The organism is Pelomonas parva (assembly GCF_043555835.1).
In the GTDB taxonomy this organism is placed as follows: domain Bacteria; phylum Pseudomonadota; class Gammaproteobacteria; order Burkholderiales; family Burkholderiaceae_C; genus Pelomonas; species Pelomonas parva.
Map to the genome: position 1 here is coordinate 1 of NZ_JBIGHV010000004.1, position 12,382 is coordinate 12,382.

13 protein-coding genes are annotated in these 12,382 nt (G+C 67.0%); 3 read left to right on the forward strand and 10 right to left on the reverse strand.

The window, feature by feature from the left end; genetic code table 11:
* Positions 1-290: 290 nt before the first annotated feature.
* From ACG00Y_RS10655 to ACG00Y_RS10675, 5 genes are all read right to left on the reverse strand, one after another.
* Positions 291-1,802 (reverse strand): tripartite tricarboxylate transporter permease, encoded by a 1,512-nt coding sequence (locus tag ACG00Y_RS10655; RefSeq protein ID WP_394478615.1) that lies wholly within the window; start codon positions 1,800-1,802, stop codon positions 291-293.
* A gap of 11 nt (positions 1,803-1,813) precedes the next feature.
* Positions 1,814-2,275 carry a tripartite tricarboxylate transporter TctB family protein gene (locus ACG00Y_RS10660; RefSeq protein WP_394478616.1) on the reverse strand — a complete coding sequence of 154 codons (462 nt, stop codon included), beginning with the start codon at positions 2,273-2,275 and terminating at the stop codon, positions 1,814-1,816.
* Between the two features lie 97 nt (positions 2,276-2,372).
* Entirely contained in the window at positions 2,373-4,172 is a 1,800-nt protein-coding gene (gene tfpB / locus ACG00Y_RS10665) for a type IV pilus assembly ATPase TfpB (protein ID WP_394478617.1), read from the reverse strand.
* 10 nt (positions 4,173-4,182) lie between these two features.
* Complete coding sequence (locus ACG00Y_RS10670) at positions 4,183-4,956, reverse strand: spermine/spermidine synthase domain-containing protein (RefSeq protein WP_394478618.1); 774 nt, start codon at positions 4,954-4,956, stop codon at positions 4,183-4,185.
* A gap of 12 nt (positions 4,957-4,968) precedes the next feature.
* A complete protein-coding gene (locus ACG00Y_RS10675; RefSeq protein WP_394478619.1) occupies positions 4,969-5,511 on the reverse strand; it encodes a DNA-deoxyinosine glycosylase in 543 nt (180 codons plus the stop codon).
* A gap of 51 nt (positions 5,512-5,562) precedes the next feature.
* Here ACG00Y_RS10675 and ACG00Y_RS10680 point away from each other — a divergent pair, with 51 nt between their 5' ends.
* Genes ACG00Y_RS10680 through ACG00Y_RS10690 form a run of 3 tightly spaced genes read left to right on the forward strand, consistent with a single transcriptional unit; the run spans position 5,563 to position 7,559 of the window.
* Positions 5,563-6,378, forward strand: coding sequence for a mechanosensitive ion channel family protein (locus ACG00Y_RS10680; protein ID WP_394479676.1), 816 nt, complete (start codon positions 5,563-5,565; stop codon positions 6,376-6,378).
* Positions 6,379-6,384: 6 nt separating this feature from the next.
* Positions 6,385-7,200: an MOSC domain-containing protein gene (locus tag ACG00Y_RS10685; RefSeq protein WP_394478620.1), complete on the forward strand. Its 816-nt coding sequence runs from the start codon at positions 6,385-6,387 to the stop codon at positions 7,198-7,200.
* Entirely contained in the window at positions 7,197-7,559 is a 363-nt protein-coding gene (locus ACG00Y_RS10690; protein WP_394478621.1) for a hypothetical protein, read from the forward strand. Before ACG00Y_RS10685 ends, ACG00Y_RS10690 begins: the two co-directional genes overlap by 4 nt.
* On the opposite strand, the gene ACG00Y_RS10695 is transcribed toward ACG00Y_RS10690, so the two are convergent.
* From ACG00Y_RS10695 to ACG00Y_RS10715, 5 genes are all read right to left on the reverse strand, one after another.
* Positions 7,540-8,364 (reverse strand): TatD family hydrolase, encoded by an 825-nt coding sequence (locus ACG00Y_RS10695; RefSeq protein WP_394478622.1) that lies wholly within the window; start codon positions 8,362-8,364, stop codon positions 7,540-7,542. The genes ACG00Y_RS10690 and ACG00Y_RS10695 overlap by 20 nt on opposite strands.
* A gap of 148 nt (positions 8,365-8,512) precedes the next feature.
* Positions 8,513-9,367 carry a formyltetrahydrofolate deformylase gene (gene purU / locus ACG00Y_RS10700; RefSeq protein ID WP_394478623.1) on the reverse strand — a complete coding sequence of 285 codons (855 nt, stop codon included), beginning with the start codon at positions 9,365-9,367 and terminating at the stop codon, positions 8,513-8,515.
* Positions 9,364-10,044 (reverse strand): lipoprotein-releasing ABC transporter ATP-binding protein LolD, encoded by a 681-nt coding sequence (lolD, locus tag ACG00Y_RS10705; RefSeq protein ID WP_394478624.1) that lies wholly within the window; start codon positions 10,042-10,044, stop codon positions 9,364-9,366. Before lolD ends, purU begins: the two co-directional genes overlap by 4 nt.
* Complete coding sequence (locus tag ACG00Y_RS10710) at positions 10,037-11,293, reverse strand: lipoprotein-releasing ABC transporter permease subunit (protein WP_394478625.1); 1,257 nt, start codon at positions 11,291-11,293, stop codon at positions 10,037-10,039. The genes lolD and ACG00Y_RS10710 overlap by 8 nt, the downstream gene beginning before the upstream one ends.
* 170 nt (positions 11,294-11,463) lie before the next feature.
* Positions 11,464-12,306, reverse strand: coding sequence for an HDOD domain-containing protein (locus ACG00Y_RS10715; protein ID WP_394478626.1), 843 nt, complete (start codon positions 12,304-12,306; stop codon positions 11,464-11,466).
* Positions 12,307-12,382 lie beyond the last annotated feature (76 nt).

Consider the following 12,382-nt stretch of genomic DNA (forward strand, 5'->3'; position numbering starts at 1 on the left):
CCGCTTTCAACCCGTCGCTTTCGCAATCAGTTGTCAGCAGCAAAGAGGCGAGATTTTGATCTGCTTTCGCAGCATCGTCAAGTACTTTGTTGAATTCTTTTCGAACCCCTCTCAGCACACGACGAACTCAAAGCCCGCCCCAAGCTTTTCAGCTTGGCCCCACCAACTCCAATCACTCAACCCCTGCGGGTCGCGTTGTTGTCATCAGCGAAGCCCACGACTGTAGCACAGGTTTCGTTGTCGATGCAAACATTCCTGCGTAAACCGTCGTGGACCAGGACGGAGGCCCGTCAGGCTTCGTCCTGGAAGGCCTCCTGGCGCTTGCTCTTGATGGAGGGCAGCATGACCACGACGATCATCAGCGCAGCGGCGATGAGCAGGCCAGCGGACAGGCCGCGCGTCAGGAAGGTGCTCCAGTCACCTCGTGCCAGCAATAGCGCGCGGCGGAGGTTCTCTTCCATCATCGGCCCGAGGATGAAGCCGAGCAGCAATGGCGCAGGTTCGCAACCCAGCTTGTAGAAGATGTAGCCCACCACCGCGAAGCCGGCCGTCAGGAAGACGTCGAAGTTGTTGTTGTTCAGCGAGTAGGTGCCTACGCAGCAGAAGACGACGATGGCAGGGAACAGGAACCGGTAGGGCACCGTCAGCAGCTTGATCCAGATGCCGATCAGCGGCAGGTTCAGCACGATGAGCATCAGGTTGCCGATCCACATCGACGCGATCAGGCCCCAGAACAGCTCGGGATTGCTGGTCATCACTTGGGGGCCGGGCTGAATGCCCTTGATGGTCATGGCGCCCACCATCAGCGCCATCACCGGGTTGGGCGGGATGCCCAGCGTCAGCATCGGAATGAAGCTGGTCTGCGCGCCGGCATTGTTCGCACTCTCCGGCCCAGCCACACCCTGGATCGCGCCCTTGCCAAATGGCACACGCGGGTTGCGGTTGATCTTCTTCTCGAGTGTGTACGCCGCGAACGACGCCAGCAGCGCGCCGCCGCCGGGCAACACACCGAGAACAGAACCCAGCGAAGTGCCACGCAGCACCGAAGGCCAAGCGTCCTTGAAGTCTTCGCGCGTCGGCCACAAGCCCTTGACCTCCTTGGTAAAGACCTCGCGCTGCTCAGCAGGCTGGCCGAGGTTGGCGATGATTTCCCCGAAGCCGAACACGCCCATGGCGATGACGACAAAGTTGATGCCATCGGTCATCTCGGGGATGTCGAAGGAGAACCGGGGGGTGCCGCTGATGACGTCGGTATTGATCTGACCGAGAAGCAGACCCAGCACGATCATTGCGATCGCCTTGAGCAACGAGCCCGAGGCCAGCACCACGGCGCCGACCAGACCCAGCACCATCAGCGAGAAGTACTCGGCCGAGCCGAACTTGAATGCCAGCTCCGTCAACGGCGGCGCGAAGGCCGCGATGATGATGGTGCCAACGCAGCCGGCGAAGAAGCTGCCCAGGCCGGCCGCCGCAAGCGCAGCGCCGGCGCGGCCGCGGCGGGCCATCTGGTAGCCGTCGATGGCAGTGACGACCGAGCTGGACTCGCCCGGCACGTTGATCAGGATGGCCGTCGTCGAGCCGCCGTACTGGGCACCGTAATAGATACCGGCCAGCATGATGAGTGCGGGCGTCGCGTCCAGCGCGTAGATGGACGGCAGCAGCATCGCGATGGTCGCGACGGGGCCGAGGCCGGGCAGCACACCGATCAGCGTGCCCAGCACGGTGCCAAAAAAGGCATACGCCAGGTTCTGCAGCGTGAGCGCGGTCTGGAAGCCGAGCGCGAGGTTGTTCAACAGATCCATGTCGCTCGCCTTCAGCCGAAGTAGATGGGCCAGACCGGAAGGGTCAGGTTGAGGCCCTTGATGAACAGCGCCCAACTGCCGACGGTCAGCAACGTGCTGCTGATCAGCACGTCGCGCCAGTGGAACTCACTGCTCGCGAGGGACGACAGCAGGACGGTCAGCGGCAGCGTGCAGATCAGGCCCAGGCGCGGCAGCGCGAGACCGAAGACGACGATGGCCATGACGATGACGATCAACGGGCGCCAGGCAAAGGGGCCGACCGGATCACCGCCTTCAGACTCAAGCGTCAGCGCCTTGAACAGCACGATCCCGCCGAGCAAGGCGAGCATGATGCCGAGGCCGAAGGGAAAGTAGCCTGGGCCGGGCCGCGCCGAGGTGCCGAAGGAATACTCCGTCGAACCCCAGGCGAATGCCACGCCGACCACCAGAAACATCAAGCCGGACCAGAAGTCCCGCTGGCTCTTGATCTTCATCGCGTCTTGTCTCCATGGCGCCGCGAGACGGGCGCCGCTTGTCGACCGGAATTCTGTCAGCGCAGCCCAGCCGCCGCGCTGTGGATTACACGTACCGTCAGCCCTCCCAGGCGGGCGTGCTGCGCAGCACCTCTTCCACGGTGGTCACACCTTCGGCCACCTTCATCGCACCGGCCAGGCGCAGCGGGCGCAGGCCTTCCTGCACGGCCTGGCGGCGTAGCGATGGCAGGTCGCCGAGAGCCGTCTTGACGCCCTCCGTCACCGTCAGCAACTCATACAGGCCGGCGCGACCGCGGAAGCCCGTGTTGCGGCACTCCAGGCAACCAACCGGCTTGTAGGGCTTGACGCCGCCGCCCAGGCGCCAGTGCTTGACCAGATCGTTGAGGCTCTCGCGCGTGACGAGCGGGTCGGGCTGCTTGCAATGCGGACACAGCGTGCGCACGAGGCGCTGCGCCAGCACGCCGATGATGGTGGCGCTGAGCAAATAGCTCGGCACGCCGAGGTCCAGCAGGCGCGTGATGGCCGAAACGGAGTCGTTGGTGTGCAGCGTGCTGAAGACCAGGTGACCCGTCAGCGACGCCTGGATGGCCATCTCGGCTGTCTCCAGGTCGCGGATCTCGCCGACCATGATGATGTCCGGGTCCTGCCGCATCAACGCGCGCAGGCCCTCGGCGAAGCCGAAGTCGAGCTGGTTCTGCACCTGGGTCTGGTTGAAGGCCGGCTCGATCATCTCGATCGGGTCTTCGATGGTCGTGACGTTGACCTCGTCGGTGGCCAGGCGCTTGAGCGTGGAATACAGCGTCGTCGTCTTGCCGCTGCCGGTCGGGCCGGTGACGAGGATGATGCCGTGCGGCTGCTTGACCAGACTCTCCCAGCGGTCCGAGTCGTGCTGGCCGAAGCCCAGCGAGGCCAGGTCCTTGACCGCCGTGTCGGGGTCGAAGATGCGCATGACCATCTTCTCGCCGAAGGCGGTGGGCAACGTCGACAGCCGCATTTCGACTTCGTCGCCGCTCGGGTTGCGCGTCTTGATGCGGCCGTCCAGCGGGCGGCGCTTCTCGACGACGTCCATGCGGCCCAGCAACTTGATGCGCGAGGTCATCGCTGCCATCACGGTGGGCGGCAGTTGGTAGACCGTGTGCAGCACGCCGTCGATGCGGAAGCGGATGACACCCATCTCGCGGCGCGGCTCCAGGTGGATGTCCGACGCGCGCTGGTCGAACGCGTATTGCCACAGCCAGTCGACGACCTGCACGACACCCTGGTCGTTGGCGTCGAGCTGCTTGTTCGTCCGGCCCAGTTCGACCAGTTGCTCGAAGCTCGCCACCTGGCTCTGCTCGCCGGCCTTGGTGGCGGCGCGGACCGAGCGGGCCAGCGTGAAGAACTCGGTCGTGTAGCGGGCGATGTCCAGCGGGTTGGCGATGACCAGCTTGACCGGCTTGCGCACGTGCGACTCGATCTGCGCCACCCAGCCGATGTCGAAGGGCTCGGACGTGGCGATGGTCACGTCGTTGATGCCGAACTGCACCGGCAGGCAGCGCTTGGCCTCGGCATAGCCGATGGACATCACGTCGCCCACTCGGCCCACATCGACCTTGAGCGGGTCGATGCGCAGATAGGGCAGGCCCGTGCGAATGGCCAGCCACTCCGACAGCGCATCGATGTCAAGCGGCTTGCCTGTCGCCAAGTGCACAAGGCTGGCGTGGCCCAGGCGCACCAGCGGATGCAGCGAGCTGTCGCCGGCGCCCAGTCGCTGCTCGGTGCGCTGAGCCTGGGCCTCGTCGATGAGCCCGTCCTTCAGCAGCCACTTCAGCAGCTGTCGCCACTCCAGGCGGCCCTCGGTCTTGGCGGACGACGCGGCGGACGTGGACGCCGGCTTGGGCTTGGGCTGGGTTGTCATCTTGTCGGGCTCAAAGCGCTTGGAGGATGCTCGTCGGCAGCGGCCGCACCAGATGAAGCCACTTGCGGGCCGGCAGCTTGAAACGCGATTCGATCGTAGCCGCGCGTTGCTCCAGCACCTCGCGGTGCGGCACCTGCACGCCACGCGCCGCGACCACGACGGTGTTGCCCTCCTTCGTCGGCGCCAGGCTCCAGACCTGGCTGGACCCGAAGACCCGGGCGATGCGCTGCGCACTGCGCGCAAAGCTGGCGCTGCGACCGAAGAGGTTGACCGTCATCAGCCCGCCTTCGGCCAGCACGCCTCGGCAAGCGGCGTAGAAGGCCTCGTCGTCCAGCACCGGCGAAGCGGCCTCGTGGTCGTAGAGGTCGACGTTGAGCACGTCCGCCGTCTGCAGGTTGGAGCCGTCGTTGACCCAGCGCGCGGCGTCCTCGTTGACGACCTTGAACCGCGCATCGTCGGCCGGCAGCCGGAACCACTGCCGGCAGGCGGCGATGACCTCGGGGTTGATCTCAACGGCCGTCGTCTGCATCTTCAGCTGGCCATGGCAGAAGCGCGTCAGCGCCGCCGCGCCCAGGCCCAGCTGCACCGCATGGCCTTCGCTAAGGGTGGCGGGGTCCCGCCACAGCATCCAGGCGCACATGTGCTGGATGTATTCAAGTTCGAGCTGGTCGGGCTTGCGGATGCGCATCGCGCCCTGGACCCAGATCGAGTCCAGATGCAGGTAGCGCACGCCGTCGAATTCGCTCAGCGTGGCTGGGCCCCAGGGTGGTGTCTTGGCTTTCATTGGCGCAGCATCCTAGGCCACGCGTCCTTCGCACGGCAGGTAAAGCTGCAGTGCCGCGCGCCAGGCGTCGGTCTTGGCGGCCAGGCTCAACCCGGCATGCGCCGGGCTGGTGGAGGGCAGGCGCAGCACGGGCAACGCCGAGTCGCCCAGCGCCAGCAGCGTCTGCCTGTGCGCCAACGCGCCGTTGCAGGCGATGGCACGCAGGCACGGCAGACGGGTGACGAGGTCGCGCAAGTCGCTGGGCTCGGCGGCCTCGATGGCCGTGTCCAGGCTGCCCTCGCGCCGGCAGGCCGCCACAGCGTCCCACAGCGCAACGCGGTGGCGGCGCAGCGTCTGCAGGCGCTCGGCATAAGGCCGTGCGATCAGGTCGGGCTCGTCGAGCAGCGCGCCCATGACCGGCCAGAAGGCATTGCGCGGATGCGCGTAGTACTGCGCCGCCTGCAGCGAGGCCGCGCCGGGGAAGCTGCCCAGCACCAGCAGGCGGGCCTGCGCGTCAAACACCGGCGCGAGGCCGACAAGACGCTCAATTTCGGGGTTTGGAGGCTTGGCAAACACGGTCGGTGGCTGCGACGATGCGCGGCTTTTCAAAGGGAGTGACTCGACATGTTGAACACGGAAGCCATCTGGCTGTTTCTCAGCACGCAAGGCGCAGACTTCGGCCTGAAGATTCTCGCGGCCATCGCCGCCTGGGTCCTGGGCCGCTGGCTCATTTCAATCGCGCTGCGCGTTTTCTCCGCAGCGCTGGAACGCGGCAAGCGCATCGACTCGACGCTGGCGACCTACCTGCGGTCCATCCTCGGCGTGCTGCTGAACCTCGTCCTCATCCTCGCGATCCTGGACATCTTCGGCGTCAAGACCACCTCCTTCGCCGCGCTGCTGGCCGGCGCGGGCCTGGCCATCGGCACGGCCTGGGGCGGATTGCTGACGCATTTTGCGGCCGGCGTCTTCATGCAGGTGCTGCGGCCCTTCAAGGTCGGTGACTTCGTGCAGGCCGGCGGCGTGACCGGCACCGTCACGGAGATCGGCCTGTTCGGCACGACGATCAACACGCCGGACAACGTGCACACGCTGGTGGGCAACAACACCATCTTCGGCGGCGCCATCCAGAACTATTCGACGCTGGCCTTCCGCCGCGTCGACTGCCTGGCCAAGGTCGCCAACAGCGTGGACCCGCTGGACGCCATCGCGCGGCTGCGCCCGGCCATCGCGGCGATCCCGAACGTTCTGGACAAACCGGCGCCAGACATCGAGATCCTGCAGTTCACGCCCGAAGGCCCGCTGCTGTGCGTGCGGCCCTACTGCCATACGGACCATTACTGGCAGGTCTACTTCGACACGCACAAGGCCGTCGTGGCCACCTTCGGCGCGGCCGGCTACCCGGTGCCGGAGACGCCGATCGCACCTCGCAATCGCGAGGGTTGATGCCCCGTGGCTGACCTGATCGCCCGCATCGCCGGCCTGTGGCGCTACCCCGTCAAGTCCTGCGCCGGCGAGGCGGTCGACACGCTGCAACTCGACGCCGATGGCTGGCCTGTGGGTGACCGGGGCTGGGGCATCGTCGATGCGGGCGGCGAGCTGACGTGGATGGGCGCCCATCCGCAGCTTGCCCTCGTCCATGCGCGGCTTGCCGGCCCGGACCTGGAGCTGCAAGCCTTGGGGCGCTCGCTGACCGTGCCGGGCGACGGTGGCGACAGGTTGGAAGTGCGCGGCTGGAATGGCGAGCGGCAGGACTTCGATGTCCTGCAAGCCTGGGACGCCGGCGAAGACGCTGCCGCGCTGCTGCATGCCACTACAGGCGAGCGGCTGCGGCTCGTGCGCTTGAGCATCGAGGCCCAGCGCCGGCCTATCCTGAATGCGCTGCATGTCGTCGGCAACGGCTCGCTGCAGGCCTGGCAGGAGGCGCTCGCACGTCCGCTGGACGGGCTTGCACAGCGCGCGCGCCCGAACCTGCTGCTTCGCGCGGAAGACGGCGGCGAGCTACCACCCTTCATCGAAGACCTCGTGACCGAGGTTCGCATCGGCGCGTTGACGTTGCGCCGCACGACGGTCTGCGTCCGCTGCGTCGTGCCGACGGTGGACCCGGCCAGCGGCAAGGCGCAACCATTCGCTCTCGACGCGCTGACCCAGCTGAGCGCCGAACGTGTGCCCGGCGCGCCAGTGCAGTTCGGTATCTATGCGCACGGCAGCGGCGCCGGGCGACTCGACGTGGGTGCCTGCGTGGAGCTGACGCTTGATTTCACTTGAACCTGATGACTCGACAACCCATGAAACAACTGCTTCTGCTCACCACGCTCTGCGCCACGCTGGCGTGCCAGGCGGCCGAACCTGCTAGCCCGGTGGCCGCAGCCGGGAAGGAGACCCGAAGCCGCTGCCCGACCCTGCCAAGACTCAATTTTGCAAAGATGCCCAGCGGCAACCTGAGCTTTGTCGTGCGCTTCCTGATCAAGGCGGATGGCAGCGTCGAGAACGTGCGCATTGAGGGCAAGCGCGCCAAGGACATCAAGCGCATCGTCATGGACGCTTTCAACGGCTATCGCTGCCTGCCCGGCGAGGCCGATCAGGAATCCACGATGACATTCGGCGTCAAGGAGACCAGCTACTAGCCAGCCTGGGCAAGGCGGCAAGCGCGTTGGCCGACGTGATCGCTGCGGTCTTCTTGGCCGACCAGCCACGCAGCTCGCCCAGGCTCTCGGCAATGCGCGGCAGTTCTGCCGGCTCGTTGCGCCCCTGGCCCGCATCGGCCTCGCGCTCTGCAGCGGTCTTGTAGAGCCAATGCGGCGGGATGTCCGGCGCGTCCGTCTCCATGACCAGCGCGGTCTCCGGCACGATGGTCGCGATACGGCGGATCTGCAGCGAGCGCTCGAAGGTCAGCGTGCCGCCGAAGCCCAACTTGAAGCCCAGGTCAATGAAGGCCAGCGCCTGCTGTTCGCTGCCGTTGAAGGCGTGGGCGATGCCGCCATGCGTGAAGCCCACACGGCGCAGGCCGGCCAGCAGCTTGTCGGCGCTGCGGCGCACATGCAGCAGCACCGGCAGGCCAAACCGCTTGGCGAGCTTGAGCTGCTCGACGTAGAAGTGCTGTTGGGTGTCGGGATCGATGCCTGGCACGAAGAAGTCAAGGCCGATCTCGCCCACGGCGACGAGGCGCGGGTCGATGTGATGCGTTTCCAGCGCTTCGGCCAGCTTGTCGAGATCACCCTCGGCGGCGCGCATCACACACAGCGGATGAATCCCCAGCGCGTAGGCAAAACCATGCTCGATGGCCAGCAGGCGTACCGTGTCGAGGTTGGCTACAGCGACGGCCGGAATGACGATCTGCGTGACGCCCGCAGCCCTGGCGCGGGCCACGACCGCGTCACGGTCGGCATCGAATTCGGACGCATCGAGGTGGCAGTGGGTGTCGATCCACATTGCTAAAGCTCACAGGCGCGTTGCTCTGCGAGCCATCGCCCACCGGCATCAAGACAGCGATCTTGCTGCACCCAGCTCCACAACAAGTACCCGCCCACGACGGCTGCCAAGGCGAAGGCGAGCGCGACAAGGCGGGCACGCAAGGGGTCTACCGGAAAACCACCGTCCGGTTGCCGTTCAACAGCACCCGATGCTCGGCATGCCACTGGATGGCACGGGCCAGTGCCACGCACTCCATGTCGCGGCCGATGCCGACGAGCTGCTCGGGCGGCATGCTGTGGTCGATGCGCGCGACTTCCTGCTCGATGATCGGGCCCTCGTCGAGGTCGCTGGTCACATAGTGGGCCGTGGCGCCGATGAGCTTCACCCCGCGCTCGTAGGCCTGGTGGTAAGGCTTGGCACCCTTGAAGCTGGGCAGGAAGCTGTGGTGGATGTTGATGGCCTTGCCCGACAGGTCGCGGCACAGCGCGGGCGACAGGATCTGCATGTAGCGGGCCAGCACGACGAGGTCGATCTGGTTGTCCGCCACCACTTCGCGGATCTTGTCTTCCTGCGCCGCCTTCTGCGCCTCGGTGGCGCCCAGCAGCGGGAAGTGGTGGAAGGGGATGTTGTGCGAGGCCGCGAGCTGATAGAAGTCGCGGTGATTCGACACGATGGCCGGGATCTCGATCGGCAGATGGCCCGTCTGCACGCGGAACAGCAGATCGTTCAGGCAGTGGCCCAGCTTGGAGACCAGCAGCAACACGCGCGTCTTGCGGGCGCGGGCCACCAGCTCCCAGTCCATGCCGAACTCGGCAGCCAGCGGCGTGAAGGCGGCCTGCAGCGCGGGTTCTTCGGCTTGGGCCTCGAACTCGATGCGCATGAAGAAGCGCGCATGGTCCGCGTCGCCGTGCTGGTGGGACGTCAGGATGTTGCCGCCCTGCTGCAGCAGCATGCCGGTGACGGCGTGAACGATGCCGGCGCGGTCGGGGCAGGAGAGCTTCAGGACAAAACGAGGATTCATGACACTTGGAATTGACCCGCAACCAGCAGCAGTTGCCGGTCGCAGCGCGCCGCGAGTTCGCGGTCGTGGGTGACGAGGACGAAGGCCGTGCCCTGCTCGCGGGCGCGCTCCAGCATCAGCGCGAAGACGCCGTTGGCGGTGTCGCGGTCGAGGTTGCCGGTGGGCTCGTCGGCCAGCACGCAGGCCGGCCGCGTGACGAGGGCGCGGGCGATGGCCACGCGCTGGCGCTCGCCACCGGACAGCTCCGACGGGCGGTGCAGCACGCGCTCCTTGAGGCCGACGCGGGCGAGCATCTCGGCCGCCACTTCGCGCGCCTGGGCCTGCGGCTGGCGGCGGATGCGCAGCGGCATCGCAACGTTGTCCAGTGCCGAAAACTCGGGCAGCAGGTGATGAAACTGGTAGACGAAGCCCAGCTGCTGGTTGCGCCAGCGGCCGCGCTCGGCCTCGTCCATGGACGCGAGCGACTTGCCCATCAGCGTGACGTTGCCGGCGGTGGGCGAGTCCAGCCCGCCCAGCAGATGCAACAGCGTGGACTTGCCCGATCCCGATGCGCCGACGATGGCCAGCGTCTCGCCGCGCTTCACGTTCAGGTCGACGCCGCGCAGCACGGTGACATCCAGGCCGCCTTCCTCGAAGCGGCGCGTCAGGCCGGTGGCTTGAAGAATCAACTCACTCATAGCGCAGCGCCTCCGCCGGCTGCACACGGCTGGCGCGCCAGCTCGGGTAGAGGGTGGCGAGGAAGGCCAGGCTCAGCGAGCCGATGGCGATGGGGATGATGTCGGCCTGCTGCGGGTCGCTGGGCATCTGGCTGATGAGATAGATGCTGCCGGGCAGGAAGCTGACGTTCAGCAAGCTCTCGATGGCCGGCACGATGATGTCGATGTTGAAGGCTACAGCCAAGCCCAGCACCACGCCGGCCAGCGTGCCGATGACGCCCGACACCGCGCCCTGCACGATGAAGATGCTCATGATGGAGCGCGGGCTGGCGCCCAGCGTGCGCATGATGGCGATGTCGCTCTGCTTGTCGGTCACGGTCATCACCAGCGTCGACACGAGGTTGAAGGCCGCGACCGCGACGATCAGCGTCAGCACGATGCTCATCATGCGTTTCTCGATCTGCACGGCGTCGAACCAGGTCGCGTTGGAGCGCGTCCAGTCGCGCACGCGGATGTCCGGGCCCATGCGGCCGGCCAGTTCGCTGGCCACGCGGCGGGCGTCGTGCACGTCACTGAGCTTGAGCTGCACGCCGGTCGGCCCGCCGGTGCGGAACAGCTTGGCCGCGTCGTCGACATGCACCAGCGCCAGGCCCGAGTCGTACTCGTAGTGGCCGGAGTTGAAGATGCCCACCACATTGAAGCTCTTCAGCCGCGGCACGACGCCGGCCGGCGTGACCTGGCCGCCGGGCGCCACGACGGTGATCTTGTCGCCCTCGCCCACGTTCAGCTGGCGGGCCAGCTCGGCGCCCAGCACGATGTTCCACGCGCCAGGCTGCAGCCTGGCGTAAGCCGTGTCCTTCAGCTGCTCGCCCAGGCCGGTCACGGTCGCCTCTTCAGCCGGCGAGATGCCGCGGATGACGGCGCCGCGCATGTCCTCGCCGCGGGCGATGAGGCTCTGGCTGGCGACGAAGGGCGCCACGCCGACGACGGCGGGGTTCTCGCGTGCCTTGGCCGCCAGCGCCTGCCAGTCCGGCAGCCCCTGGCCGGCGTAGTCCAGCAGCTCGACGTGGGCGATGACGTTGAGCATGCGGTCGCGCACCTCGCGCTGGAAGCCGTTCATGACCGACAGCACGACGATCAGCGCCATCACGCCCAGCGCGATACCGATCATGGACGCACCGGAGATGAAGCTGATGAAGCGGTTGCGCCGCCCGCCTCGGCCGGCGCGCACGTAGCGCCAGCCGACCTGGAGTTCAAACGGCAGGGACATGGGGCATTGGGCGGGCAGACTGCATGGGGCCGCGATGGTAACTGGGCGCCTGTGTCGCCCTTGTCAGACGGGAGGCCTTGCGGGCCAGGCAGCGCCCCACGAAAAGGCCAGCACAACGGCTGGCCAGGACGGCTCCACTTCCTCCAGGCATCCCCGGAAGATGAGCTGGGTCAATGCAGCATCTGCTCGACCTCGGCAGCCGGGTCGCCCGCCGCAGCCACCTTGGCAGCGAGCAACTCGAGGTCCAGATGCAGATGCTCGATCAGTTCGGGCACTGCCACCTTCAGCGCATGCACCGGCTCGTCGTGGTGCTCGGCGGCGTCGGCCAGCACCTCGGCCACGTGCAGCACGGCGGCGATCAGCGAGAAGGGGCGGATCTCCAGCGGCGTGTTCGCGTCCTTGAAGGCCTCCACCATGCGGTCCGGGAAATGCCAATGCTCGGCGAGCGATGCGGTCACGTCGGCATGGGTGCAGCCGAAACGGTGCTCCTCCAGCGAGAAGCGGCTGCCGGGCTCGGCGGCGTGGGCCTCCACATCGGCCACCAGTTGCGGCGCGTCGACGGCCATCAGCAGTTGGCCGGTGCGCAGCATCAGGCCGGCGAGGTAGGCGGTGTCGGCGGTCGCGCCGTCCGCGCCCAGCATGCGGGCGAGGATGCGCGAGTAGGTGGCGGTGGCGATGCTGTGGCGCCAGAAGGTGGTGCGGTCCAGGCCCTGCACCTTGGGGAAGGCGCCACTGAGGCAGGCGGCCATGGCCAGGTTGCGCAGCGTCTCCAGGCCCAGCGCATGGGCGGCGTCGATCACGGAGGCGATCTGGTGTGAGGGGCTGTAGTGGGCCGAGTTGGCCAGGCGCAGCACCTTGGCAGTGAGTGCCCCGTCCTTCTCGATCAGTGCCGCGATCTGGGCCAGGCCGACGTTGTCGTCATCGAAGCTCTTCAGCAGCCGCGAGGCGACCTCGGGCATGGTGGGCAGGGCGTTGTGCTTGACGAAGAAACGTTCTGCGGCAGCTGCACTCATCTTGTGGCCTCCTTTGGCGATGTGGCCGGGCCAGTCTAGGCCGAAGGATTCGGGCGCGCCACGGGCTTTGCCGGCC